Source organism: Deltaproteobacteria bacterium (genome assembly GCA_030690165.1).
GTDB lineage: Bacteria > Desulfobacterota > GWC2-55-46 > UBA9637 > UBA9637 > JACRNJ01.
In genome coordinates this window covers 21,355-46,580 of sequence record JAUYHF010000007.1, presented here as the reverse complement: position 1 = coordinate 46,580, position 25,226 = coordinate 21,355, and the positions used below count along the sequence as shown (strand labels likewise).

General features: G+C 43.1%; 22 protein-coding genes. 10 read left to right on the top strand and 12 right to left on the bottom strand.

What is annotated here, in order from left to right:
- Positions 1-32 precede the first annotated feature (32 nt).
- The 8 genes from Q8P28_01470 to Q8P28_01435 all read right to left on the bottom strand — a co-directional run bounded on the left by Q8P28_01470 (position 33) and on the right by Q8P28_01435 (position 10,999).
- Positions 33-2,438, bottom strand: a complete 2,406-nt coding sequence (locus Q8P28_01470; protein ID MDP2681463.1) for a heavy metal translocating P-type ATPase — start codon at positions 2,436-2,438, stop codon at positions 33-35.
- 13 nt (positions 2,439-2,451) lie between these two features.
- Positions 2,452-3,090 (bottom strand): isoprenylcysteine carboxylmethyltransferase family protein, encoded by a 639-nt coding sequence (locus tag Q8P28_01465; GenBank protein MDP2681462.1) that lies wholly within the window; start codon positions 3,088-3,090, stop codon positions 2,452-2,454.
- 343 nt (positions 3,091-3,433) lie between these two features.
- A complete protein-coding gene (locus tag Q8P28_01460; protein MDP2681461.1) occupies positions 3,434-3,604 on the bottom strand; it encodes a YHS domain-containing protein in 171 nt (56 codons plus the stop codon).
- Between the two features lie 17 nt (positions 3,605-3,621).
- Complete coding sequence (locus tag Q8P28_01455) at positions 3,622-6,747, bottom strand: efflux RND transporter permease subunit (GenBank protein MDP2681460.1); 3,126 nt, start codon at positions 6,745-6,747, stop codon at positions 3,622-3,624.
- The gene (locus tag Q8P28_01450; GenBank protein MDP2681459.1) at positions 6,748-8,034 is read right to left on the bottom strand and encodes an efflux RND transporter periplasmic adaptor subunit; all 1,287 of its coding nucleotides are present in this window, start codon (positions 8,032-8,034) and stop codon (positions 6,748-6,750) included.
- An 80-nt stretch (positions 8,035-8,114) separates the two neighbouring features.
- Positions 8,115-9,392 (bottom strand): TolC family protein, encoded by a 1,278-nt coding sequence (locus Q8P28_01445; GenBank protein ID MDP2681458.1) that lies wholly within the window; start codon positions 9,390-9,392, stop codon positions 8,115-8,117.
- Between the two features lie 266 nt (positions 9,393-9,658).
- Complete coding sequence (locus Q8P28_01440) at positions 9,659-10,561, bottom strand: M56 family metallopeptidase (GenBank protein MDP2681457.1); 903 nt, start codon at positions 10,559-10,561, stop codon at positions 9,659-9,661.
- A gap of 3 nt (positions 10,562-10,564) precedes the next feature.
- Complete coding sequence (locus Q8P28_01435) at positions 10,565-10,999, bottom strand: BlaI/MecI/CopY family transcriptional regulator (protein ID MDP2681456.1); 435 nt, start codon at positions 10,997-10,999, stop codon at positions 10,565-10,567.
- A 176-nt stretch (positions 11,000-11,175) separates the two neighbouring features.
- Between Q8P28_01435 and rimP the strand changes: the two genes are divergently transcribed.
- From rimP to Q8P28_01385, 10 genes are all read left to right on the top strand, one after another.
- A complete protein-coding gene (gene rimP, locus Q8P28_01430) occupies positions 11,176-11,649 on the top strand; it encodes a ribosome maturation factor RimP (protein ID MDP2681455.1) in 474 nt (157 codons plus the stop codon).
- Between the two features lie 21 nt (positions 11,650-11,670).
- Positions 11,671-12,972 carry a transcription termination factor NusA gene (nusA, locus tag Q8P28_01425; GenBank protein MDP2681454.1) on the top strand — a complete coding sequence of 434 codons (1,302 nt, stop codon included), beginning with the start codon at positions 11,671-11,673 and terminating at the stop codon, positions 12,970-12,972.
- Positions 12,973-13,017: 45 nt separating this feature from the next.
- The gene (gene infB / locus Q8P28_01420; GenBank protein MDP2681453.1) at positions 13,018-15,327 is read left to right on the top strand and encodes a translation initiation factor IF-2; all 2,310 of its coding nucleotides are present in this window, start codon (positions 13,018-13,020) and stop codon (positions 15,325-15,327) included.
- Positions 15,328-15,392: 65 nt separating this feature from the next.
- A complete protein-coding gene (gene rbfA, locus Q8P28_01415; protein ID MDP2681452.1) occupies positions 15,393-15,746 on the top strand; it encodes a 30S ribosome-binding factor RbfA in 354 nt (117 codons plus the stop codon).
- Positions 15,730-16,710 (top strand): bifunctional oligoribonuclease/PAP phosphatase NrnA, encoded by a 981-nt coding sequence (locus tag Q8P28_01410; protein ID MDP2681451.1) that lies wholly within the window; start codon positions 15,730-15,732, stop codon positions 16,708-16,710. The genes rbfA and Q8P28_01410 overlap by 17 nt, the downstream gene beginning before the upstream one ends.
- Complete coding sequence (truB, locus tag Q8P28_01405; protein ID MDP2681450.1) at positions 16,707-17,663, top strand: tRNA pseudouridine(55) synthase TruB; 957 nt, start codon at positions 16,707-16,709, stop codon at positions 17,661-17,663. Before Q8P28_01410 ends, truB begins: the two co-directional genes overlap by 4 nt.
- A 4-nt stretch (positions 17,664-17,667) precedes the next feature.
- Entirely contained in the window at positions 17,668-17,934 is a 267-nt protein-coding gene (gene rpsO, locus Q8P28_01400) for a 30S ribosomal protein S15 (protein ID MDP2681449.1), read from the top strand.
- Positions 17,935-17,956: 22 nt separating this feature from the next.
- Positions 17,957-20,047, top strand: coding sequence for a polyribonucleotide nucleotidyltransferase (gene pnp / locus Q8P28_01395; protein MDP2681448.1), 2,091 nt, complete (start codon positions 17,957-17,959; stop codon positions 20,045-20,047).
- Positions 20,048-20,058: 11 nt separating this feature from the next.
- On the top strand, positions 20,059-21,375 hold the full coding sequence (locus Q8P28_01390) for a pitrilysin family protein (GenBank protein MDP2681447.1): 1,317 nt from the start codon (positions 20,059-20,061) through the stop codon (positions 21,373-21,375).
- Positions 21,376-21,408: 33 nt separating this feature from the next.
- Positions 21,409-22,080 (top strand): response regulator transcription factor, encoded by a 672-nt coding sequence (locus tag Q8P28_01385; protein MDP2681446.1) that lies wholly within the window; start codon positions 21,409-21,411, stop codon positions 22,078-22,080.
- Positions 22,081-22,102: 22 nt separating this feature from the next.
- On the opposite strand, the gene lptG is transcribed toward Q8P28_01385, so the two are convergent.
- Genes lptG through rpoZ form a run of 4 tightly spaced genes read right to left on the bottom strand, consistent with a single transcriptional unit; the run spans position 22,103 to position 25,218 of the window.
- Entirely contained in the window at positions 22,103-23,182 is a 1,080-nt protein-coding gene (lptG, locus tag Q8P28_01380) for an LPS export ABC transporter permease LptG (protein ID MDP2681445.1), read from the bottom strand.
- Positions 23,179-24,366, bottom strand: coding sequence for an LPS export ABC transporter permease LptF (gene lptF, locus Q8P28_01375; GenBank protein MDP2681444.1), 1,188 nt, complete (start codon positions 24,364-24,366; stop codon positions 23,179-23,181). Before lptF ends, lptG begins: the two co-directional genes overlap by 4 nt.
- 38 nt (positions 24,367-24,404) lie before the next feature.
- Entirely contained in the window at positions 24,405-25,043 is a 639-nt protein-coding gene (locus tag Q8P28_01370; protein ID MDP2681443.1) for an isoprenylcysteine carboxylmethyltransferase family protein, read from the bottom strand.
- A complete protein-coding gene (rpoZ, locus tag Q8P28_01365; protein ID MDP2681442.1) occupies positions 25,030-25,218 on the bottom strand; it encodes a DNA-directed RNA polymerase subunit omega in 189 nt (62 codons plus the stop codon). The genes Q8P28_01370 and rpoZ overlap by 14 nt, the downstream gene beginning before the upstream one ends.
- Between the last annotated feature and the right edge of the window lie 8 nt (positions 25,219-25,226).

Below are 25,226 nucleotides of genomic sequence, written 5' to 3'. Positions count from 1 at the left end.
ATAATATATCCATATATCCGCAGCCACCTCTTTCATTCCACCTCGACCCTGAAGGTCTTAAGCGCAGCCGAATTAGCCACTACCGAAAGGGAACTCAAGGCCATTGCCGCTGCCGCTATTATAGGATTTAAGAATCCAAAGGCTGCGATTGGAATGCCGATCGTATTGTATATAAACGCCCAAAAAAGATTCTGCTTTATCTTTCTCATTGTTGCCTTTGATAGTCTAATCCCTGCAACAACATCCCTTATGTCATCCTTTACAAGTATTATCCCACCTGTCTCTTTAGCAACATCAGAGCCGCTTCCTATTGCAATGCCAATGTCAGACTGCGCAAGCGCCGGCGCATCGTTAATGCCGTCACCAACCATTGCCACAACTTTCCCTTTAGTCTGAAGCCCTTTTATTACACCTGCCTTTTCTCCCGGAAGCACATTTGCAATAACATTTTCTATGCCGACCTGTTTTGCAATTGCATTTGCCGTTCTTTCATTATCACCTGTAAGCATGATGACCTCAATCCCCTCTTTTTTAAGGGCGCTGACTGCGGCCTTTGAATGCCCCTTGAGCGTATCTGCAACTGCTATGATACCCAAAATCCCCCCTCCGCCACCCTTTAAAAATCCCCCTTCTATTCCCCCTTTGTTAAAGGGGGCGGGGAACCCATCCGAAGGATGGGTCGGGGGATTAACAGCAAGTATCATCACTGTCTTCCCCTCTTTTTCAAGTCCTGCAATATTTTCTTCCATATCTTTAACATGGGCATTATTTGCTTCCATTAACTTACGGTTGCCTAAAAGTATGGTTTGAGTTTTGTATCCGACTTTTACCCCATATCCCGGAATAGCCTCAAATGTTTCAGGTTCAGGAATTTCTATCCCTCTCATCTTCGCTGCATTTAAAATAGCCTCTGATAGGGGATGCTCAGAACCTTTCTCGGCAATAGCCGCAAGTTTCAGTATCTCATCCTCACTGGCCCCTGACCCCTGGCCCCTGGCTACTATATCTGTCACCGAGGGTTCTCCTTTTGTCAAAGTCCCTGTCTTATCAAAAACAATTGTTGTAAGTTTTTGCGCCCTTTCAAGATATTCAGCCCCCCTTATAAGTATGCCCGCTTCGGCGCCTTTACCAACGCCAACCATTAAGGCAGCAGGGGTTGCAATACCCAATGCGCATGGACATGCAATTATCAATACCGCGATGGATGAAAGAATGGCCTGAGGGAAATTTCCTGAAATCCACCAGCCTAAAAATGACAGTATAGCTGCAATAACAACAGCAGGCGCAAAATAGCCTGTTGCCTTATCTGCAATCCTCTGAATCGGCGCCGATGAGGCCTGAGCCTCCTCAACCATCTTTATAATCTGAGAGAGTGTTGTCTCTCCCCCAACCTTTGCCGCCTTAAACTTAAACATTCCTGTTTTGTTGATTGTGGCACCGATAACCTCATCGCCGGTTTTTTTCTCTACAGGTATGCTCTCTCCTGTTATCATCTTCTCATCCACAGCGGACGAGCCTTCTATCACAACACCATCTGCCGGGATTTTTTCACCAGGTCTTACAACAACAATATCGTCTATTCTCACAAATTCTGCGGGGATTTCCATCTCATTGCCGTCCCTTACGACCCTTGCGGTCTGAGGCCTTAAATCCATGAGTTTCCTTACTGCGGCAGAAGACCTCTTTTTTATAATCTCCTCCATATATTTTCCAAGGAGGACAAATGCAATGATAACGGCAGAGACCTCAAAATATACATCCCTCTCCAGAACCTTTACAGGCAGAATATCAGGGGCAAATATCACGATGACCGAATAGATATAGGCAACGGTTGTCCCAAGCGCAATCAGGATATCCATGTTTATCATCCTGTTTTTTATGGCATTGTAAGAACCTTTGTAAAAACTCCAGCCGCCTAAGAACTGGACAGGGGTTACAAGAATAAATAGCCATACACCCCATGTAAACCATGGAAGTTGCGGGATAGGCGCCCATGTAACAATGGTTGCGCCTGTTGCAAGACCTAAAAAGAAACCTGCCCTTAATATAGCTAAAGCAAGGACACCCAGCATTGCAATAGATACCCTTCTCTTTAAACTCTTTAGCTCCGCCTCAGGCGCCTCAAATGTCCTTAAACAGCCGTCGCTGCAGAAATAATATGTCCTGCCGCCAACTTCTGTTTTGAGAGACTTATTCTTATCCACCACCATCCCGCAGATTTGGTCTTTGGCGGTTTCATGGATGCCTGCCCCGGCAGCCGTCATTGCAGCATGAGATTCTTTTTTGCCCTGCGCCAAAGACATGAATGACTCAGGGTCAGCATCAAAACGCCCCTTGCAATTAACAGAGCAGAAGTATATGCTCTGCCCATTGAAGACGCTTTTGCCTGCGGCCTTTTTTTCATCAACTGTCATCCCGCAAACCGGATCAATAGCCATAATTAACCTCCTGTTATTCTGTCTTCCTAATATTTGGGATAAACATCGGAACCCTTTCCGCGTATTGTTTATATTCTTCTCCGAATGTCTTAATCATCTCGCCTTCTTCCCTCTTTGACAAGCGGTAATAAATAAAGACAAGCACAGGAAACATCAGGGCTGTTATGATGGTAGGCCACTGGATGAGCATGCCTATCATTATGAGAAAAAGTCCTGAATACTGCGGATGTCTAACATATGCGTAAGTCCCTTCTGTCACAAATCCGCCCTTTGCGCCATGTATCAATTTCCATCCATTCCACATTATTACAAAACCTATGATGGTTAAACCATTACTGATTAGATGAATAACTGTCATCATCATTGCCCCGCCGCCGAGAAATGCAAGCCACAGATGTCCGCTTGCATGAGAAAATGGATTCAGCGCAGGATACCTGCTGCCAAGGACACCTGTAATGATATAGATGGTGAGCGGGAAACCATACATCTCTGTAAACAGGGCAACAAAAAAGGCCAGTGTTACGCCCATTGAACGCCATTCCCGCTTCTTGACCGGGGCCAAATAGCTTAAGATAAAAAATGCGAACAGGGCAATATTGACTATGACCAAAGACCAGAAACCATAAGCGTATGATATATCGTCACCGTGCATATCAGCCTATCCTCTTAACAACAGCATTATATATACCTGTAAAGATTGCCCCTGTAATATATGAAAAAACGAAAATACTTATAAATCCTATAAAGAAATCTATAAACATTGGCGGCTTTGTTGAGGCAATTTTTGTAAGGTTAATGCTATGCGCCCATGTATTGAAAAGGAGCAATATACCATTAGGAAACAGGTAAGAAAAAAAGGCGCACACAAGATAAAAAATCTCATAGTTACAGCAAAACTTAATGAAACAGCCTTTGAGTTTAACATACTTCCTCCTTAGCCAAACGATTAACAACCCTGCTGAATCAAGCCTTCCGTTTACCACCTCCCTTCCTATTCATTCCTTAATCCAATCCTTCTTCTCTCCACGGAGATACTTCTCAGGCTCTTTCTCAAACCTATCCTTACAACCCTTACCGCAGAAATAATATGTCTTGCTGTTATATTCTGTCTTTTCAATTGCTTTCTCCTCGCTAATAGTCATTTTGCAAACCGGATCAATAACCATAAGTTTACCTCCTCTTTTCAGTCTTTGGAATAAACATCAGCTCCCTGCTTCATCCCCCATCCCTTCCACAGCGCATATACGGCCGGGATCACAAGGAGTTCCAGCAGTCCTGATGTTACCATCCCGCCTACCATTGGCGCTGCTATCCGCTTCATCACTTCAGCGCCTGTGCCTGCGCTCCACATGATAGGCAGTAGTCCTGCAATAATAGCCGTTATCGTCATTACCTTTGGCCTTATCCTGTTCACAGCGCCGTCCATTATGGCATCATAGAGGTCGGCATTAGTGTTCATCTTCCCCTCTTCCTTTCGTTTCTTGTATGCCCCGTCAAGATAGATGAGCATGATAACACCCGTCTCCGCGTCCAGACCCGCAAGGGCTATAAAGCCCACGACAACAGCGATGCTTATATTATAGCCCAAAATATAGAGTATCCAGGCAGAGCCGATTATTGAAAAAGGGATAGCGAGCAGGATTATGAGACATTCGGTGACTGACTTGAAATTGAAATACAGCAGAAGGAATATTATCATAAGTGTGAGCGGAACAATATATTTAAGCTTCGCATAAGCCCTTTCCATATATTCATACTGGCCGCTCCATGTTACATAATAGCCCGCAGGGAATTTCACATTTTGTATCACAACCTTTTTTGCATCTCTAACATAACTGCCAATATCCCTGTCCCTGACATCAACATATATCCATGTATTAAGCAAGGCATTCTCTGTTTTAATTCCTCCAACGCCTTTGCTCAAGGTTATATCAGCGACCTGCGAGAGGGGTATGGGCTGTCCCGTCATTGTTGGAACAAATACCCTTCCAATCTTATCCATATTGTCCCTGAATTCCCTCTTATATCTGACATTTATAGGATACCTCTCAACCCCTTCAACTGTTGTTGTTATATTCTCTCCGCCTATAGCAGACATAATAATCTGCTGTATATCCTCAACCTTTAACCCATATCTTGCCGCCTCATCCCTTTTTATCTTTATATCAACATAATATCCGCCGATAATCCTCTCCGCATAAGCGCTTGATGTGCCCGGCACACCTTTCAAAACTGCCTCAATCTCTGCTGCAAGTTTTTCTATTGTGTTTAAATCCTTTCCAAATACCTTCACGCCAACAGGCGTCCTTATGCCTGTTGCAAGCATATCCACCCTGTTTTTAATAGGCATTGACCACTGGATTGGAAGACCCGGCGTCTCAAGGGCTGCGCTCATCTCCTGAATAAGCTTGTCCACAGTCATGCCGGGACGCCACTCTTTTTCAGGCTTCAGGTTTATAATTGTCTCAAACATCTCAAGGGGCGCTGGGTCTGTTGCCGTCTGCGCCCTGCCTACTTTACCAAAGACCTGCTCAACCTCTGGGAATGACTTTATTATTCTATCTGTTGTCTGGAGGAGTTCATTTATCTTTGTTACTGACACACCCGGAAGTGTGGCTGTCATAAACATAAGCGAGCCTTCGTAGAGCGTAGGCATAAATTCGGTTCCCAGTTTGCTTAAAGGATAGATTGTGGCGCCAAGAGCCATGGCGGCAATCAGTATGGTTGTAATTTTTGCCCTGAGGACAAGCTTAATAGCAGGCCTGTATATCCATGTCATCAGCCTGGTGATGGGGTTTTTATGCTCAGGGATGATCCGTCCCCTGATAAAAAACCCCATAAGCACAGGCACGAGTGTTACAGACAAGAGCGCAGATGCTGCCATGGCAAATGTCTTTGTGAATGCAAGGGGTTTAAAGAGCCGACCCTCCTGCGCCTCAAGCGTAAATACAGGCATAAATGAAACCGTAATAATAAGGAGGGAGAAAAATAATGGCGGGCCAACCTCTTTTGCGGCATCAGCGATAATTTGCCAATGCTCCTTCTTTCCTTTATCCCTTTCAAGATGCTTGTGTGCATTTTCAATCATCACAATGGCGCCGTCTATCATTGCGCCGATGGCAATGGCAATGCCGCCAAGACTCATGATATTCATGTTTATTTTAAGATAGTGCATCACGATGAAGGATATGAGGATGGACACCGGCAGCACAAGAATGGCAACAAGTGCAGACCTGAAATGCAGGAGGAAGATGATACATACGATGGAAACGACAATGAATTCTTCTATAAGTTTTTCCTTGAGTGTTGCAATGGCCCGATGGATGAGGCTGCTCCTGTCATAAGTTGTGATAATATGAACGTCAGGCGGCAGACCCGGCTTTAGCTCCTCTATCTTGTTCTTAACATCATCTATCACTCTTAGGGCATTCTCACCAAACCGCATTACAACTATGCCGCTAACTACCTCGCCCTCGCCATCCCTCTCCACAATCCCCCTTCTCTCATCAGGACCAAGTTCAACCCTTGCCACATCCTTTATCCTGATTGGCGTGCCGCTCCTGTCAACCTTTAAAACAATATTTTCTATATCAGGAATATTTTTGATATAGCCGAGGCCCCTCACCATGTATTCACGCTCTGCAAGCTCCACGACCCTTCCGCCAACATCCATGTTCCCCATCTTGATCGATTCAATTACATCCTTTAGCGATATGTTATAGATGAGGAGTTTATTAGGGTCTACATTCACCTGATACTGTTTGACAAAACCGCCGATAGATGCAACCTCTGATACCCCAGGGACCTTTGTAAGCTGATAGCGGATATACCAGTCCTGGATGCTGCGGAGTTCTGCAAGGCTATAACCTTTGCCTTCTATGGAGTATTGAAATACCCAGCCAACACCCGTTGCGTCAGGGCCGAGTGAAGGCGTTACACCTTTGGGGAGTTTGCCGGATGCAAAATTAAGATATTCCAGCACCCTTGACCTTGCCCAGTATATGTCTGTGCCATCTTCAAAAATGATATATACAAATGAAACGCCGAAGAATGAAAAGCCCCTTACTACCTTTGATTTCGGCACAGCGAGCATGGCGGTTGTCAATGGATAGGTAATCTGGTCTTCCACAACCTGAGGGGCCTGTCCGGGGTATTCCGTATAGATTATAACCTGGACATCAGAGAGGTCAGGTATTGCATCAAGCGGCATGCGGTAAACAGCCCATATACCCCATCCGACTGCAAAGAGGGTAAAGAGGAGGATGATGAGTTTGTTGTTTATGGAAAGCTCAATAATTTTTTTTAACATTTAATGCCCTTTCATCCCCTGCAGCGCTGCCCTGAAGCTTGATTCGGAATCTATGAGAAAATTGGCAGATGTAACAACCTTCTCGCCTTCTTTTACGCCTGAGATAATCTGGTAATATCCATCTCCCTGCGCGCCGACCTTCACCTCCCTTGGCTCGAACCTCCCGTCCCCTTTATCTACGATTACCACCTGTCGGACACCTGTATCTATCAGGGCAGAGTCTGGCGCTGCAATGGCATTTTTTGCCACATCCACTGCAAGTTCCACATTCACATACATGCCAAGCTTTAGCTTATGCCGGAGATTGGGAAGGTCAAATCTTATCTTGGCGGTCCTTGCATCTTCCATTCCTGCCCCCCCTTCATGCCTTATACTGCCCAAATGTGTATAAATGTGGCTGATAGTAGCGGTATAGATTTCTGCCGGTGTATAAGATGGAATTATCCTTGCCGTCTGCCCTATCTTTACAAAAGGAAGTTCATATTCATATACCTCGCCATACACCCATACCCGAGAATGGTCTATAATCTTAAAGAGCATCTCGCCTGCCTCTATCTTCTGCCCCTCGTTTATCATCTTCTCTGTCACAATCCCTTGGGCAGGGGCAAGGATAGCCATCGTCCTTGTAATCCGCCCTTCTCCCTCAAGCCTCTTTACCTGTTCATCTGAAATATCCCAGTATTTAAGCCTCTTTTTTGCCGCCTCCACAAGGGAATCCGCGCCCTTTTTAACCTCCTCAGACGGACTGTCCTTAACCCTTTCCTTTACCTTTATTGCAAGGAGATATTCCTCCTGCGTTGAAACTAATTCAGGGCTGTATAATTCAAGGAGTTTTTCACCTGGATGAACCATCAGGTCAGTCCTATTTACATAAAGTTTTTCAATCCAGCCGCCAACCTTTGCATTGATATTAAAGACCCTTGCCTCGTCATGTTCAACCCTGCCAACAGTCTTTATCGTTCTCTTGAGTGTGCGTCTCTTTACCTCTTCTATTTTCACACCTATCTTTTGAATCTTCTCAGTACTTATCATAACAGCGCCTGGCGCTTCTGCCTCTGCTGCCTCCTCCTCATAAACAGGTATAAAATCCATTTCCATCTCATCCTTCTTTGGCACAGGGGATGTTACAGATGGGTTCATGGGATGGCGGTAAAATAAAGCCTTGCGTTCCTTGACCACAGGGATTTCTGCAAGCTGCGGCTTTTTATTATAAAAGAAATACCATCCAACTCCAGCCGCAATAGCAACGGCTATTAAAAGGAATAAAATTGCTAAAAATCGCTTCATCGCCCTTTCTCCTTTACCCCATTAGAAATAAAGCCTCATACGAGCTTTCTAACGGGGTTTATAATTTTACTGTCCACTGATCACTTACCACTGTCCACTGTATCCAACTCTTCCCCCACAACCTTCTCCAACATGGCTATCTTCTTCCTGTAATCCGTAATGGAATTGAGATATTCTATCTTTGTCCTTTTCAGAGTCCGCTCAGCGTCAAGAAGCGATATAAAATCAATCTTGCCTGATTGATAATTTTTCATGGCAGACTCAAAGGACAACTCCACCTGAGGAAGGAGGCTCGTCTCATAAAGGGTCGTTATCCTCTCTGCTGCCTCCACCTTGACAGCAGCGGATTTAACATCAAACCCTTTCAGGTTTTTCTCGGCATTCAATCTGGATTTAAACACATTAGTATTTGCCTGCGCCTCTCTGGTCTGGTTATCGTATTTGCTCCTCCAGAGGGGTATATTTACCTGAAGCATAAGGTCCCAGCTTTCAAACCTGCCATCCCTCTGAATTGGCGCAACACCGAGCATAAAATCCGGATAATAATTCTTTTTTGCCAATCCCACATTTAATTCATTGGCCTGGGTCTCATACTCCATAGCCTTTATAGCCGGATTTTTCTGCAAAGCCATAGTCATAAGCTGTGCCGTATCAATTTTAATCCTGTCTTTTTTTATTCTTCCAGGGTCGCCAAGAACTGCATCCTGACTTCTATTGAGAATGGATTTTATCCTTGCCTCAGCAACCTCTTTTTCAGCCTCAAGGGAGATAATCTCATTTGTTAGCATTGTCAACTCAGTCTGAATCTTCAAAACATCCTGCTGCGTAACATGGCCTGTTGAATATTTCACCTGCGCCACATCAGCCATATATGAAAGGACATCCTTTATCTCATACATTATCTTTATGGATTCATTTATGAATGCGTAATCATAATAAACATCCTTTACCATCGCTGTTATTTCAAGCTCTTTATTTTTAAGCTCCGCCCCTGATATTAAAACATCTTTCAAGGCAATACTTTGTTTTAAAGAGAGCTTGCCCGGAAAGGGAAACATCTGGCTGAATGTATAGCGGGTCTGCATTGAATCGCCAAGATTGAAAGGTCTATCCTTTGCTATATCCTCTATCTCCACTTTAAAAGTCGGGTCATCCAACACCCCTTCAACCCTTGCTGCGAATTCCTTTGCCTTAATCTTTTCCCTGAATGCCTGAAGCTCAGGATTATTTGCCATTGCCTCAACTATCAGCGCATTGACTGATAAGGGTTCCTGGGCAAAAGCAGGGGTCAGGGGTCTGGGATCAGGGATCAGCAAAAAAGAAATTAGAAAAATCTTTATAACTTTATGTAGTTTCATAACTTCACTCCATAATTAAAGCAAACGGCATAAATAAGTTGACATTCTTCTGTAGCTCAAACCTTCAGGTTTGAGGTTTCTCAAGGCTTTCAAGGCTAAAGCCTTGAGCTACGATGTCTATTTATTTTTAACGTTCACCATAAAGCAAAACTTAAAATACTTTCATAAGGGTCAACGGCGCTTCCAAAGCGCGTATATCACTTATGCTGCGCATATCCAATACTTCTACGCATTGTAGAATAAATCGCCCAAAAAAAATTTACGCATTAGTGTTTGTGTTCCTGAACCTCGCAATGGTTATGACAGCCCTTTCCAAGTTTAATCTTATGGACATCGCAATGCTCCATATCGCATCGGCCATGTGCAGGAAAAGACGCAAACAATGGAAACGCGAGGGACAGCATTAAGAAACCTGATATAAAAATGCTCGTTGCAATTGCCTTCGCTGACGGGAGTTTAATCTTCTCCCCCTTTCCTTCAACAAGCCTCTTTATCCTGTTCTCTACAGAACCAATCCCCGTAATTGACGCGGGCTGAAACATGAGCATATTCTTATTAAATCCTGCAATCTTTAAAAGGGCTGCTGCAAGGCTTAACGGCTCTTTCATCTCCATCACTGCCGCATCATCGGCCTTAGCCTCAATCCTTGTGCGAATAATTCTTTCAATAAATCCTTTTACCGGTATATAAAAGAATGTATCTTTTGCAATTGATAGAATAAAGAAACGAAGCGGGTCTTTCCTGTTCTTATGGTGAAGTTCATGCAGATAGACCGCCTTAAGTTCTGATTTATCAAGGGAATTTATAAGCCCAGCAGATATATATATTTTAGGCTGGAAAAGACCGTGGGTAAACGCCGTCTTTAGTTTATCATCCTTTATGACTGTAATATCGCCGTGACAAGATAAAGGAAGTTTCTTAATCTGCCTGGCTGCCTTAAGTAATGTAAAAAAGGCTTTAAAAACAGCGTAAGCAAACCACGCAGACAAAACAATAAAACCAAACCAAAGAAAGAATGTCTTTATAATTAAAAAATACTCAAGACACTGAAGGAACAGACTCTGGCACCACTCTGCCAAAACCTCTGTGAATGAAATCAGCCGCGGGAAGCCGTAGGAAAACCATGCCGCAGTTAGAATAAAAAAAATAATAGTGATAAATAAAACCATCACTTAATTTCCCCTTCCTAATTCCTTTTTCTTCTTTTCTATAAGTCTTGAAAGCCTGTCTAATTCCTTCGGGTCTGTCTTTGCGAGGACATCCACAAATGAGGCAACAGCAGAGCTTGCGGATATATCCAAAACACCCCTCATTACCGCCTGAGAAACCATATCTGTAAACTCATCTTTTGTCAATGCAGGGGTGTATATATAAACACTCTCGCCCTTTGCCTTTTTTACAATCCCTTTTTTGACGAGCCTGTCAAGCACAGTAAGAACCGTTGTAATTGCCGCTTTCTTTGAACGGCTTATTTCCTCAAGCGCCTCTTTGCCCGTAACCCCGCCCTTCTGCCAGAGTATATCCATAATATCTTTTTCAAGATCGCCCAGTGCGCGGCCAAGGCCTTTTCTGGTCGGCCTGAAAATATTTGCAAATCCCTTTATCATGTCCTCCAAGATATTCTACTTTATGTAGAATGTCAAGGGAAAAATTTTCAGGGGGGAAAAGCAAAAAGCCGACATTTTTCACTTGCAAAACAAAAATATTTATGTTATTCACTTCTTGAAAGTGGGCCTATGCCCGCTTTTTTATTTTAAGGTTTATCTTTTGGAGGTCTTTGAGCGTGACGCCTCTTTTAAAGGGGGAAGATATAATAGCGCAGGTGAAGGAGTTGGCAGAACCTGTTCTTGCCCAAAAAGGAATGGAACTCATTGATGTTGAATACAAAATGGAATATGGCCGATGGGTTCTAAGGCTTTTTATAGATAAATCTGAAGGGATAACGGTTGATGACTGCGGTGATGTAAGTGGAGAACTTGGAACAATATTGGATGTAAAGAATATCGTCCCCCATGCCTATAATCTTGAGGTCTCCTCTCCCGGCCTTGACAGGGTATTAACAAGGGAAAATGATTTTCTGAAATGTAAAGGAAAAAAAGTAAAGATAAAAACAAAGCAGCCGATATCCGGCAGGAGGAACTTCTCGGCAGTATTGGATGATTTTAAAGAAGGAATGGTTTTACTGGTAGACAGTGAAGGCAAAAAATGGGAGATACCATTTAATGATATTAAAAAGGCAAAGCTTGAATATATGTAGTATGTTACGGGGGTTGTAAATATGGGACTTAATCTTAATAATGTAATTGAACAGGTAGGCAAGGATAAAGGGCTTGATAAAGCCATACTCATTGATGCCCTTGAATCTGCCATGGTTAAGGCGGCTGAAAAGAAACACGGCCCGAATAAGGTTATAGAAGCGCACTTTAACGAGGAACTGGGCGAGATAGAATTGTTTCAGTTTAAAACTGTTGTAACGGATATAACCAACTCTGATCAAGAGGTATTGCTTGCCGAGGCCAATGAGCTTGACCCGGAGGCGGCTCTGGGCGATAGTCTTGGCATCAAACTTGACACCGCCGAGTTCGGCAGGATTGCGGCCCAGACCGCAAAACAGATTATAATTCAGAAGATGAGAGAGGCTGAAAGAAATATTGTGTATAACGAATATATAAATAAAAAAGGTGAGATTGTAACAGGGATAGTACATACCTTTGAAAGGGGCGATATTATTGTGGATATGGGAAGGGCAGAGGCTGTTCTTCCAAGGGATGAGCAGGTCAAAAGAGAAAACTATCGTCAGGGCGACAGGGTAAGGGCATTGATAATTGATGTCAGAGATGTTCAAAAAGGGGCGCAGATTGTCCTTTCACGGACGCATCCAAATCTTGTAGCTAAACTTTTTGAGATGGAGGTGCCTGAAATATACGAAGGGATTATTAACATTAAAGGCATTGCAAGAGAACCTGGAGACAGGACAAAAATAGCCGTATCATCAAATGATCAGGCAGTTGATCCTGTGGGCGCATGCGTTGGGGTTAAGGGTTCAAGGGTTCAGGCGGTTGTCCAGGAGTTAAGGGGTGAGAAGATTGACATAGTTCCGTGGTCAGATGAATCTGCAAAATTTATATGCAATGCGCTTTTACCAGCGCAGATAGTCCGGGTTATTATGGATGAAACAGACCATTCAATGGAGGTTATAGCGCCTGACGACCAGCTTTCTCTGGCCATAGGCAAGAGGGGACAGAATGTAAGACTTGCTGCTAAACTTACAGGCTGGAAGTTAGACATCCGCAGTGAAACAGAGGCAAAGAAGATTACGCAGTCGCAGGCGGTTATAGAGGGCGCTGAAGCCATGAGAGTAATACAAAGCGAAGAAGAAATTAAGAAGGCAGAGGATGAAGATGTATCTTCCCTGCCGGGTATCGGGCCTAAAACAAGAGATGCGCTTAAAAGCGCAGGGATAAATACTGTAGCTGATATAATTAATGCAGGAATAGAACGGCTTTCAACTATAGAGGGTATTGCTCTTAAAAAGGCTGAAAAAATATTGGAGGCAGCGCGGGAATACATTAAGCGGTAGTGGTTCTTTACAGTTTACAGTTAATCAAGGGGTGAATAAAAAATAATGGCAGATAAAAAAATAGAAGAAAAACGTGTAAAACCTACTGTTATCCGGAGGAGGGCTGTGGGGCCTACAGAGACAGAAAGAGAAGTATCTGCCAAAAAGGCAGAAGAGGCAATAAAGGAAACGGCAAAAAAGTTAGAGGTTCAGATATCAGAACAAGTAAAAAAACCTGTTAAAGGGGAAAAGACCGTTAAAGGGAAAAAGACTGGTAGAAAGCCTGTTACGCGGATAGAAGAGAAAGAAAAGGCGTCTACCGCTGTAATTATAGAAAAGGAAGAAAAGGCTACTCCCCCTGCCAAAACGGAAATTCCTTCAGCGGAATCTAAACTAACCCACATCGCGCCTATAATATCAATAGAGAAAATACCTGAAGAAAAGCATGTTAAAAAAGAGATAAAAATTGTTGCTGCACAAAGGCCTGCTAAGAAAAAACAGTATGAAAGAAAAGGGCCTTTTGGCAAGAGAGGCAAATTTGAAAGGCCGGAAAAGTTTTATAAAATAAGGCCGCCGTCAACGGAAAGGGAGCTTAAGAAGACCGAGATAACTGTGCCAAAGGCAGCCAAGAGGGTTATAAAGATATCTGATGCCATAAGTGTTGGAGACCTGTCCCAGAGGCTTGGCATAAAGGCAGGCGATATTATAAAAAAACTTATGAACCTCGGCATAATGGCAAGTATAAATCAATTTGTAGATGTGGACACCGCAACATTGGTTGCGTCTGATTTTGAGTACGAGGTTGAGAGCATTGCCCCGCAGGAAGAATCGCTTCTGAAGGATATTGCAGAGGCGTCAGGCGAGATAAAAATCAGACCTCCGGTTGTAACTGTTATGGGCCATGTTGACCATGGCAAGACATCTCTTCTGGACGCCATAAGAAAGACAAATGTGGCTGCCGGCGAGGCAGGAGGCATTACCCAGCATATAGGCGCATATCATGTCCATCTTGAAAAAGGCGATATAACATTCCTTGATACACCCGGCCATGAGGCATTCACAGCAATGAGGGCCAGAGGCGCAAAGATAACGGATCTGGTGGTGTTGGTAGTGGCGGCAGATGACGGGGTTATGCCTCAAACCATAGAGGCGATAAACCATGCCAAGGCTGCCAATGTCCCGATAATTGCAGCGATAAACAAGATTGACCTCCCCGGCGCAGACCCGGGCAGGGTAAAACAGATGTTGACAGAATACGGCCTTGTGCCGGAGGACTGGGGGGGGGATACAATATTTGCCGAGGTCTCTGCAAAAAAAGGCATTGGCATTAAAGAGCTTCTGGAACTCATCCTTCTTAAGGCTTATGTAATGGAGTTAAAGGCAAATCCAGAAAAACCTGCCAAAGGCGCTGTTGTTGAGGCAAAGCTTGATAAAGGCCGCGGCCCGGTTGCCACAGTCCTGGTCCATGAAGGAACCATAAAGACAGGCGATGCGATTGTAAGCGGTGTGCACTCCGGGAGGGTCAGGGCAATGACAAACGACTGGGGGAAAAAAGTAGATGAGGCCGGACCTTCTATGCCTGTAGAGGTCATTGGGCTTTCAGGCGTTCCTGAGGCTGGCGATGTATTTTCCGTAGTAAGGGATGAGGCAACCGCAAAGCAGATTGCCGGAATACGGTTTAAAAAGAAGCAGGAGGCAGAACTTAAAAAGACAGCAAAGATAAGCCTTGCAGAGTTATATGAAAAGATTAAAATAGGTGAAGTAAAAGAACTTGGGATAGTTGTAAAAGGCGATGTTCAGGGCTCGGTAGAGGCTGTCAAGGAGGCATTAAATAAGCTTCCAACCGATGCCATAAAAGTAAATATCATACACAACGCAGTCGGAGGCGTCACGGAAGGCGATGTAATGCTTGCGGCTGCATCCAACGCAATAGTAGTCGGCTTCAATGTCAGACCTGAACCCAAGGCCCAGGCGCTTGCAGAAAAAGAGGGTGTTGATTTAAGGCTTTACAGCATTATATATGAATTGATAGATGACATAAAAAAGGCGATGGAAGGGATGCTTGCGCCTACAATCAGGGAGAATATACTTGGAAGGGCAAATGTAAGAGAGAGCTTCCGCGTGTCAAAGATAGGGACTGTTGCAGGTTGTTATGTTACTGATGGAAAGATATTGAGAGGAAATAAGGTAAGGCTTTTAAGGGACAACGTGGTAGTATATGACGGTAAAATGGCCTCTTTAAAAAGATTCAAAGATGATGTTAAAGAGGTTGCAACAGGCTATGAGTGCGGAATTGCCATAGAAGGGTTTAATGATATCAAGGTAGGCGATATTATAGAGGCATATCAGATAGAAGAAGTAGCGGGAAAACTGTAATTAGTTGATAGCTGATAGCTGATAGCAAGTTACTATGAGCCATGAGCTATCAGCCATGAGCTAATATGACTTACAACCGTTCAGAGAGAATTGCCGAAGAAATAAGAAAAGAGGTTGCAACAATGCTCTTTGGCGAGATTCATGACCCAAGGATTGGCTTTGTTACGATAACGAAGGCGCAGGTTTCAAAAGACCTTCGCCAGGCAAAGGTATATTTCAGCATGATAGGAAATGATGAGGAAAAAGAAAAAACAATGGAAGGGCTTCAGAGCGCAAGCGGCTATATGAGGAGGGAAATCGGCAAACGGCTCAAGTTAAGATATTTTCCTGAAATAACCTTTAAATTTGATGACTCATTGGAATATGCAAGCCGTATAGAAAAGATAATAAAGGAGATTAAAAGTGGCTCAGAAATTTGAAGAAGTAATAGACGAAATTAAAAATGGCGAAAACTTTCTTGTGTCTTCTCATGTCAACCCGGAAGGGGATGCAGTTGGTTCGCTGCTCTCCCTTGTTCTGGGATTAAAAGAGCTTAAAAAGGATGTAACCGCATATTTGTATGACCCTGTTCCAAAAACCTTTAATTTTCTCCCCTTTGCAGACAAATGCACAAACAAAATAGATGAAAACAAAATCTATGATGCTGTCTTTGTTGTAGATTGCGGACAAAAAGACAGGCTTGGCGAAGATTTTCACAAGATAAAAAACAAGGGAAAGGTTATCAATATTGACCATCATGCCACAAATGACTGTTTTGGCGATATAAATGTCATAGACCCGGATGCCTGCGCCGCGGGCGAGATGGTTTATGACCTTTTAAAGGAGATACCGGTTGCGATAACCCGTGATATAGCAATAAATATATACACTTCAATACTTACGGACACAGGCTCATTCAGATACTCCTGCACTACACCTAAGACATTCGGTATAGCAGGAGAAATGCTTAGGCTTGGCGTTGACCCTTGGGATATATCTCAAAGAGTTTACGAGAGCATTCCTGTCAACAAACTAAAACTGCTTGCATCCGTATTAAATACATTGGAGCTGACAAGTGATGGAAGGGTCGCCTCTCTGGTCGTTACCCTTGATATGCTTGATAAGGCTAACGCAAACAAGGAATTGGCCGATGGATTTGTAAATTACGCAAGAACAATTGAAGGGGTCGAAGTCGGTATCCTTTTAAGAGAGGCAAAACAAGGGGAATACAAGATAAGCATGAGATCCAAGGGCAGAATAGATGTCGCCGAAATTTCAATGGAATTCGGCGGCGGCGGCCATATGAATGCGGCAGGATGCAATATAAAAGGCAATCTTAAAGATATAAAAGAAAAAGTCATATCTGCAACGGAAAAAAGGATATACGAAAGAGTCACCATATGACAGGTGTTTTGATAATAGATAAACCAACAGGCCCCACATCGCATGATGTTGTGACGATGGTAAAAAAACGATTGGGGGCGAGGAAGGTGGGGCACATCGGCACACTTGACCCTCTTGCAACAGGTGTTTTGCCCCTTTGTATAAATGAAGCCACAAAACTTGCGAGATTTTTAGAAAAGGGAGAAAAGGAATATCTGGCAACAATAAAACTTGGGGAAGAAACCGACACCTATGACAGCGAAGGCGTCGTTGTGGCAAAAGGAGATATAACATCTATTACTAAAGAAAGTATAGTTTCGGCTATAAATGATTTCAAAGGCAGAATAAAACAGATCCCTCCGATGTTTTCTGCTGTAAAAATGGACGGTGTTCCCCTTTACAAGCTGGCCAGACAATGTGTTACGGTGGAGCGAAAACCGCGTGATGTAGAGATTTACAGTATAGGTATTACAAATATTACACTCCCGTTTATTACTATCAATGCGATATGCTCCAGGGGAACATATATACGAAGCCTTGCCTTTGACATAGGGAGAAAACTTGGCTGCGGCGCACATCTTGTCAGTTTAAGAAGGATGAAAAGCGGGATATTTTCTCTGAAAGACAGTATTTCAATAAATGACCTCAAAGATTTACAAGAAGACATACTGCATAATAATATTATCCCTGTTGAAAGGCTTTTTTCAAATATACCTGATATAGAGGTTGATACAATAACGGCTAATAAAATAATGGATGGCATGTCTCCCAATACCAAAACTTTTAGCGCGGGGGTAAATTTTTTCCCTTCCATTAGAGATAATGAGATGATAAGATTTACCGCTAACGGACGGATTATTGCCCTTGCCACCTATAAAGGCGAGGAGGGATTTAAATTAGAAAGGGTGTTAAAAAATAGTGAGGCTCACCCCTGCTTAGTACATGCAGGGGCAGGCTTAGAAAACAGGAGGTAAAAATATGCTTACACAAGAAAGAAAACAGGAGGTTATAAAGACCTTCAAGCGAAAAGAAACAGATACCGGCTCGCCGGAGGTGCAGATTGCCTTGCTGACCGAGAGGGTAAACTATCTGACCGGCCACTTCAAGGTACATACGGATGACCACCATTCCAGGAGAGGACTCTTAAAGATGGTTGGCCAGAGGAGAAGGCTGCTTGAATATCTGAAGAGAAAGGATGTTACGAGATATAAGGCTGTTGTTGACAAATTAGGCTTAAGAAAATAAAGCATAGGAGAGAAGAAACCAAATGACAAAGAGGTATGAAATAGATTTCGGCGGCAGGCCGGTCTCAATAGAGATTGGAAAGATGGCTAAGCAGGCAAATGGCTCTGCCTTGGTAAGATACGGGGATACTGCGGTTATTGTTACTGCCTGTGCGGCAAAAGAGGCAAGCAAAGGCAAAGATTTCCTTCCCCTTACTGTAAATTACATGGAGATGAGATACGCTGCGGGGAGTATCCCTGGTGGATTTTTTAAAAGAGAGGGCAGGCCAAGCGAAAAAGAGGTTCTGTGTTCCAGATTGATAGATAGGCCCCTCAGGCCTCTTTTCCCGGAAGGATATTTTAACGAGACCCAGGTTATTGCAACAGTTCTTTCGTTTGATCCGGAAAATGATCCTGAGATAGCGGCAATGCTTGGGGCTTCGGCAGCGCTTATGGTTTCTGATATTCCGTTTAATAACCCAATAGCAGCCGTTCGGGTAGGCAGGATAAACGGAAAACTTATATGCAACCCTGCATATAAGCAGCAAAAGGAAAGCGATATCGATTTAATAGTAGCCGGCAGCCAGGATGAAATAATAATGGTTGAAGGCGGTGCAAAGATGGTGTCAGAGGATGTACTCCTTGATGCCATGATGTTTGCCCATGATTCCATGCAGGAGGTTATAAAACTCCAGAAAAGAATAATCATGGAAATAGGAAAACCAAAAATGCCTGTTCCTGCTGTCAACATAGATACTGGATTGACAGCAAAGGTACAGACATTTGCTGATATTAAAATAAGCGAGGCGCTTAATATCCCCTCCAAACAGGACAGATATCAGAGGTTGTCCGACATATCCAAAGAATTGATAGAGGCGCTCAAATCAACCTACGAAGGCAGAGAGGATGAGATAGTAAAGATATTTGAAGACCTCAAATACCACATATTGAGAAAGTCTGTTATTTCTAAAAATATAAGGATAGATGGCAGAGGACTTGCTGATATAAGACCTATAAGCTGCGAGATTGGACTCCTCCCAAGGACCCACGGCTCTGCCCTCTTTACCAGGGGTGAGACCCAGGCAATGGTTGTTACAACACTTGGCACATCAGAGGATGAACAAAAGATAGATGCCCTCTCCGGATGGGAATATAAGAGATTTATGCTCCATTATAACTTTCCGCCTTTTTCTGTCGGAGAGGTGAAAATGCTAAGGGGACCAGGCAGAAGAGAGGTGGGCCATGGCGCACTGGCAGAGAGGGCTATAGCAAATATCATTCCTGAAGCTGATACGTTTCCTTACACAATACGGATTGTCTCAGATATATTGGAGAGTAACGGCTCATCATCTATGGCAAGTGTATGCGGCGCATCGCTATCCATGATGGATGCCGGTGTTCCCACAAAAGACTCTGTGGCCGGCATTGCAATGGGCCTTATCAAGGAAGGCGAAAAGGTAGCTGTGCTTTCAGACATACTCGGTGACGAAGACCATCTTGGCGATATGGATTTTAAGGTTGCCGGCACAGAAAGCGGAATCACTGCGTTTCAGATGGACATAAAGATAACAGGCGTGACAAAAGAGATTTTAAGACAGGCAATATATCAGGCAAAAGAAGGCAGACTTCATATCCTTAAAAAGATGAAAGAGGCAATATCATCTCCAAGAACAGAGCTTTCCGAGTATGCACCAAGGATAATCACCATTTATGTTAAACAGGATAAGATAAGGGATGTTATAGGGCCTGGCGGAAAGAACATTAAAGGCATTATAGAAAAAACCGGCGTAAAAATGGATATAGATGATTCAGGAAAGATAAATATTGCCTCCCCTGATGATGAGGCTGCGCAAAAGGCCATTGCTATGGTAAAGGAACTTACCCAGGAGGCGGAGGTAGGAAAGATATATCTCGGCAAGGTAAGAAAGATTATGGACTTTGGCGCATTTGTGGAGATATTTCCGGGAACAGACGGGCTTGTGCATATCTCCCAGTTAGCTGAAGAAAGGGTCAAGGATGTCAAAGACATACTCAAGGAAGGCGACGAGGTGCTGGTAAAGGTTCTGGAGGTAGATAGACAGGGGAAAATAAGACTTTCCCGCAAAGAGGCGCTGGGAAAGACAGTTGCAAGCTAATCATACCTATTATGTCCAGGATTTATAAAACCCAACTAAAAAACGGCCTTAAGATTATCACCGAAGAGATGCCCGATATTCAATCGGCCTCCATCGGCATATGGGTAAACATCGGCTCCAGGAATGAGGATGGCAAAAAAAACGGCATATCCCATTTTATTGAGCACCTACTCTTTAAAGGCACTGAAAAAAGAACTGCCCTGGATATTGCAAGGGAGATAGAATCTGTTGGCGGTGTGCTTAATGCCTTTACAGGCAGAGAGAATACATGTTTTTATGTCAAAGTGTTAAGCAAGGATATCCCGCTGGCAGTTGACCTCCTCTCAGATATATTCCTGAATTCAAAATTTAATAAAGAAGAGTTAGAAAAGGAGAGAGCGGTAATCCTGCAGGAAATAAAGATGGTCGAGGATACACCCGATGATTTAATCCATGATATGTTTGCAAAGGCCTTCTGGAAAGGACATCCCCTTGGTATGCCGGTTCTTGGCAATCTCCAGACAATAAACTCTATAAAAAGAGATGATGTTGTGTCTTATTACCGGGGGTCATACCTGCCGCATGCTGTGATTATAACAGCGGCTGGAAATATAAACCATAAAAGATTATTGAAACTGCTGAAGCCCTTTGAAAAAATGCCGATCTCACAATCCCAAATCCAAAATCCTAAACTTGTCCCCCGCATCAAGTGCGAGGCAGGCTCTGCAAGTTTCAAGCAGGGATCAGAAATCCCGAAGCCGTATCCCGGCATTACACTGGAACAGCGGAACCTGAAACAGGTGCATCTCTGCCTCGGCACACCTTCACCAAACCAGACACATCCCGACCGATACAAGATTTACTTGCTCAATACATTGCTTGGCGGCGGAATGAGTTCACGTTTATTTCAGGAGATAAGGGAGAAGAGAGGGCTTGCCTATTCCGTATACTCATATTTGAATCTCTGCCTTGATGTAGGCTCATTGGTGGTGTATGCCGGAACTGCTCCTGATACATTCGGCAAGGTGGTAGAATTGATTCTGAAAGAGCTAAACACCTTTTCAAAAAAAGAGGCTGCTACAGGAGAGCTTAAATCTGCAAAAGAACAGCTAAAAGGCAGCATGCTGCTCGGTCTTGAGACGAGCGAAAGCAGAATGACAAAACTTGCGCGGGATGAGATATATTTTAAAAGAACAATTACCCTGAAGGAGATAATAGGCGGTATAGATAAGGTGACTCCGAAGGATATAAGAAGACTGGCTAAAGATATATTCAATCCGGGTAAAATAACCCTTGCCGCAATTGGCAGGATAAAAGGTGAAGATATACCGAAGGTATTGAAGCAATAAAGTTCAAATCTTCCTGCTTTGTTGGAGGCTGCCATGCGCATACTTGTTGTAGAAGATGAAAAAAAGGTTGAGGGCTTTATAAAAAAAGGGCTTGAGGAAGAAAGCTATGCCGTTGATGTTGCGTATGACGGGGTTGAAGGTGAATATCTCGCATCAACAAATGACTATGATGTCATTATACTGGATATAATGCTCCCTAAAAAAAGCGGCGTAGACGTGGTTAGGGATTTAAGAAATAAAGAGATCAAGACCCCTGTGCTTCTTCTCACTGCAAGAGACACTGTGGATGATAAGGTGAAAGGGCTTAACAGCGGGGCCGATGACTATTTAAGCAAGCCATTTGCATTTGAAGAGCTTCTGGCAAGGGTAAGGGCGCTCATGCGAAGGAAGGGCTACGGCATTACCGAACTTAAGTTCGCAGACCTCGTTCTGGATCAGGCTACAAGAAAGGCAAAAAGAGGCGATATTGTAATAGATCTGACCTCAAAGGAATACGGTCTCCTGGAATACTTTTTAAGAAATCCCAATAAGGTTCTGACCAGAACAATGATAGCAGAGCACGTCTGGGATTATTCCTTTGACAGCGACACCAATATCATTGATGTTTATGTAAATCATCTGAGAAACAAGATAGACAAAGAACCTTTCAAAAAACTGATACACACTGTAAGGGGTATAGGATATATTGTGAAGGAAGGGGAATAGGGTAAAAATTTTAATCTTCCATTTACTGCCTGACATACCCAAACATCAAAATCCCCAGCGCGGCAAAGATAAAATTTGTAAGCCATGCGGCCAAAAAAGGCGGGGTGATGCCATTATACCCGAGGGAGGTGTTGACTGCAAAGACGACCCAGTAGCTGAAACCTATGATGATGCTTATACCAACGCCAACAGCTATCCCGCCGTGCCTTCCGCTCTTTAATGCAAACGGCATTCCTATCATTGCCATAATAATGCTTACCAATGGAAATGAGATTTTGGAATGTAAATCTACAAGATATCTTGTAGGCACATACCCTTCTCTCTTAAGTTTATTCACGTATCTCAAAAGTTCTCTGAAATTCATCTCATCTGCGAGCCTTTCAATATTTATAAGATCTTCCGGTTTTTCTGCAAGCGGTATCGTATTTCCTGTCATTTTTATTTCCTCAACTAGTCCGCCTTGCTGAAAGCTTAGTTCTTTGCCACTGGCTGCAATCCATTTCCCATTTATCCAGCTTACCTCTTTAGCGTCAATCCTTTTAATAATATTAAAATCATTGTCAAGCTTATATATGGTCAGGCCTTTTAAAATCCCCTTTTGCGGCTCTATATAGTCTATGCTGTATATGTCCATCTTATCCCTGAACCATACGCTGTCCTGAACAAACTGCGTTCTTCTTTTATTTATCCCCCCCATTGTCTCTTTTATAGCCATAACCTTTTGATTAGCCAATGGTATAATTGACTCATTAAGCATAAAGTTTAACCCGCTTACGGCTAATGCCGTCATAAAGAAAGGTATAAAAAAATGTGATACACTGATTCCGCCTGCCATCGCAGCAGTAAACTCGCTGCGTCTGACAAAGATACCAAGGGATATCAAGGTAGCCATTAGAACAGCAACCGGGCTTGTCTGGTAGAAGATAAAAGGTGTCTTGTATAGAAATAATTTAAATCCATCGCCAAACCTAACGCGATGTTCTATAAGCCTGTCAAACTGCTCAAATATATCTATAACAAGATAAATAGATACGAAGGCAATGAGTGTAAGTGTAAAAATTTTAAGAAATTCCCTAAGGATATATCTTGTAAGTATTCTCATCCCTTCCTCCGCAGCAGAGCGGCCTTAATAATCACAAGCGCGGCGTCTTTCTTTTCTTCTAACCATGCCAATGATTTTACAGGAGAATCCTTGGCCGCCTTGTAAAACATTGTAACACCCAGAGCAGCCATTAAGATATCCGTTCCCCATACTGCCAATACAGGATTAAGAAGCCCCTTTTCTCCGAGCGACTCCAATGCTTTTGACAATACATAATAAAATAACATAACTCCCAGGCCAATGGTGAAACTGGTAAATCTTATTGTTCTTACCCTCTGGATTCCCAATGGGATGCCAAGGAGACCAAAAACAAATACAGAAGCAGGGAGTGCAAATCTCTTATGAAGATCTATTATATGTGGCGACGGATCTCTTCCCCCCCTCTTCATATCGTCTATTTTTTCTTTTAGCTGGCTGACAGTCAGATCCTTGTTGGTCTTTGAAGTATCAGGATTTTTTATCTCTTCATCTTTAAGGCTTAAGTTTAAATCGTATGTATTAAAGGTAACAATCTTATAAAGCCCTTTTTCTCCTGACCTGTGGACTCTGCCGTTAAAAAGCCTCAGGGTTATTTTCATAGTTTGGTAGTCAGATGATATAATGCCGCTTTTTGCTACTATTATATTGTTGTCTTTTTCATCCCTCTGGTCCGAAATGAAAATACCTTCCAGTTCGCCATTTTCAGTTATTATACGGTTTGCATACAATATCAGCCCGTTAAACGCGCTGTTAAATACCCGTTCCCTTAAACCAATACTTGCCTTGCTTCTTGCCATGTCATATATAAGCCTTTTGGATGACAAACTCCCCCACGGAAAGGCATAGATTGTGAAAAAAGATGAAATACTGTATGCAAATAGCGCCATAATGGCAACGGACCGGCTTATCTTTAATATGCTCAGGCCCGATGCCTTCATCGCTGTTATCTCGTTGTCGCTGGAAAGTCTGTTGTATGCAATGAGGACAGCTATGAGAAATGATACTGGAATGACGTATATGAGAATTGACGGCAGGATGAATACAATAAACTGAACAACGACCAAAAAACCCACCCCATGATTAATCATTAACTGTATGAGATGGGGTATCTTGCTCAGGAGGGAGGTAATGGTAAAAATACCGATACTAAAGAGAAAGGGAATGGCCATCTCCCTGAAAATATATCTCTGTATTATGTGCGGCATGGGTTTATCAGCAAGAATGATTCTCAAATGAAAAAGATTCAGACCGCCAAAAACTTGACAACGAGTAGAAGTATTCCAATCAGTATTCCTATCCAGGTATTGTATTCCCGGTGTTTCTTAACCAGTTCCCAGCGAAATATCCCCTTTACCCCGTTAGAAGTCTCCCTATCCGAAGGTTTCATGCCACTTGTTCTTTCATTACTTCCTATGTGCGGACTTCTAACGGGGTTTACTGAATTTCTGATAGAAGAAGGTGTTGGAAAAAACCTCGATGTCTTTGCTTTGTAGTGCGCATACACCTCCCCAAATTTGTTCGATAAAAAAGCCTCTTCCTGCTCAATTGTAGCATGATAAATGAAAAAAAAGAGGATTATAAAAATAATCGGGAAAAAAACGTTGCCAGCGGCTATGGAAAATCCGAGACCGAGAAAAAAATTCCCAAGATATAGGGGATTCCGCGTCAAGGAATAAGGCCCGTCCATCGTTATTTCCTTACCTTTATGAATGTAACCGGAGGCGTATATACGTATCACTTCTCCCAAGAGAATGACCGGCAGGCCAATGGATAAGGTTAACAATCCGGGCCGAGCGAAGAAAAAAAACGGAATTACCAACATAACGCTGGTTAGAATCCTGTTGTGGCTTATGATGTTTTTTAAGGTTTTAAGTATTCTCACATACAATTTTGCCGGCTGCTATTTCTCTCAATGCAGTTACAATAGCCCTGTTTTCCGAGTTTACAAGAGGTTTTGCGCCTTTCAATAAATTCTTTGACCTTTTTGCTGCCAAAACTACAAGCGCAAATCTGCTCGGCACTCTTTTGAGGCTGTCTTCAACCGTTATCCTTGCCATATACACCT

Coding starts and splice junctions, on each gene's coding strand:
- Q8P28_01470 (MDP2681463.1), bottom strand. CDS start 2,438: ATGGCTATTGATCCGGTTTGCGGGATGACAGTTGATGAAAAAAAGGCC.
- Q8P28_01465 (MDP2681462.1), bottom strand. CDS start 3,090: ATGCACGGTGACGATATATCATACGCTTATGGTTTCTGGTCTTTGGTC.
- Q8P28_01460 (MDP2681461.1), bottom strand. CDS start 3,604: ATGGTTATTGATCCGGTTTGCAAAATGACTATTAGCGAGGAGAAAGCA.
- Q8P28_01455 (MDP2681460.1), bottom strand. CDS start 6,747: ATGTTAAAAAAAATTATTGAGCTTTCCATAAACAACAAACTCATCATC.
- Q8P28_01450 (MDP2681459.1), bottom strand. CDS start 8,034: ATGAAGCGATTTTTAGCAATTTTATTCCTTTTAATAGCCGTTGCTATT.
- Q8P28_01445 (MDP2681458.1), bottom strand. CDS start 9,392: ATGAAACTACATAAAGTTATAAAGATTTTTCTAATTTCTTTTTTGCTG.
- Q8P28_01440 (MDP2681457.1), bottom strand. CDS start 10,561: ATGGTTTTATTTATCACTATTATTTTTTTTATTCTAACTGCGGCATGG.
- Q8P28_01435 (MDP2681456.1), bottom strand. CDS start 10,999: ATGATAAAGGGATTTGCAAATATTTTCAGGCCGACCAGAAAAGGCCTT.
- nusA (MDP2681454.1), top strand. CDS start 11,671: ATGGGACTTAATCTTAATAATGTAATTGAACAGGTAGGCAAGGATAAA.
- infB (MDP2681453.1), top strand. CDS start 13,018: ATGGCAGATAAAAAAATAGAAGAAAAACGTGTAAAACCTACTGTTATC.
- rbfA (MDP2681452.1), top strand. CDS start 15,393: ATGACTTACAACCGTTCAGAGAGAATTGCCGAAGAAATAAGAAAAGAG.
- truB (MDP2681450.1), top strand. CDS start 16,707: ATGACAGGTGTTTTGATAATAGATAAACCAACAGGCCCCACATCGCAT.
- rpsO (MDP2681449.1), top strand. CDS start 17,668: ATGCTTACACAAGAAAGAAAACAGGAGGTTATAAAGACCTTCAAGCGA.
- pnp (MDP2681448.1), top strand. CDS start 17,957: ATGACAAAGAGGTATGAAATAGATTTCGGCGGCAGGCCGGTCTCAATA.
- Q8P28_01390 (MDP2681447.1), top strand. CDS start 20,059: ATGTCCAGGATTTATAAAACCCAACTAAAAAACGGCCTTAAGATTATC.
- Q8P28_01385 (MDP2681446.1), top strand. CDS start 21,409: ATGCGCATACTTGTTGTAGAAGATGAAAAAAAGGTTGAGGGCTTTATA.
- lptG (MDP2681445.1), bottom strand. CDS start 23,182: ATGAGAATACTTACAAGATATATCCTTAGGGAATTTCTTAAAATTTTT.
- lptF (MDP2681444.1), bottom strand. CDS start 24,366: ATGCCGCACATAATACAGAGATATATTTTCAGGGAGATGGCCATTCCC.
- rpoZ (MDP2681442.1), bottom strand. CDS start 25,218: ATGGCAAGGATAACGGTTGAAGACAGCCTCAAAAGAGTGCCGAGCAGA.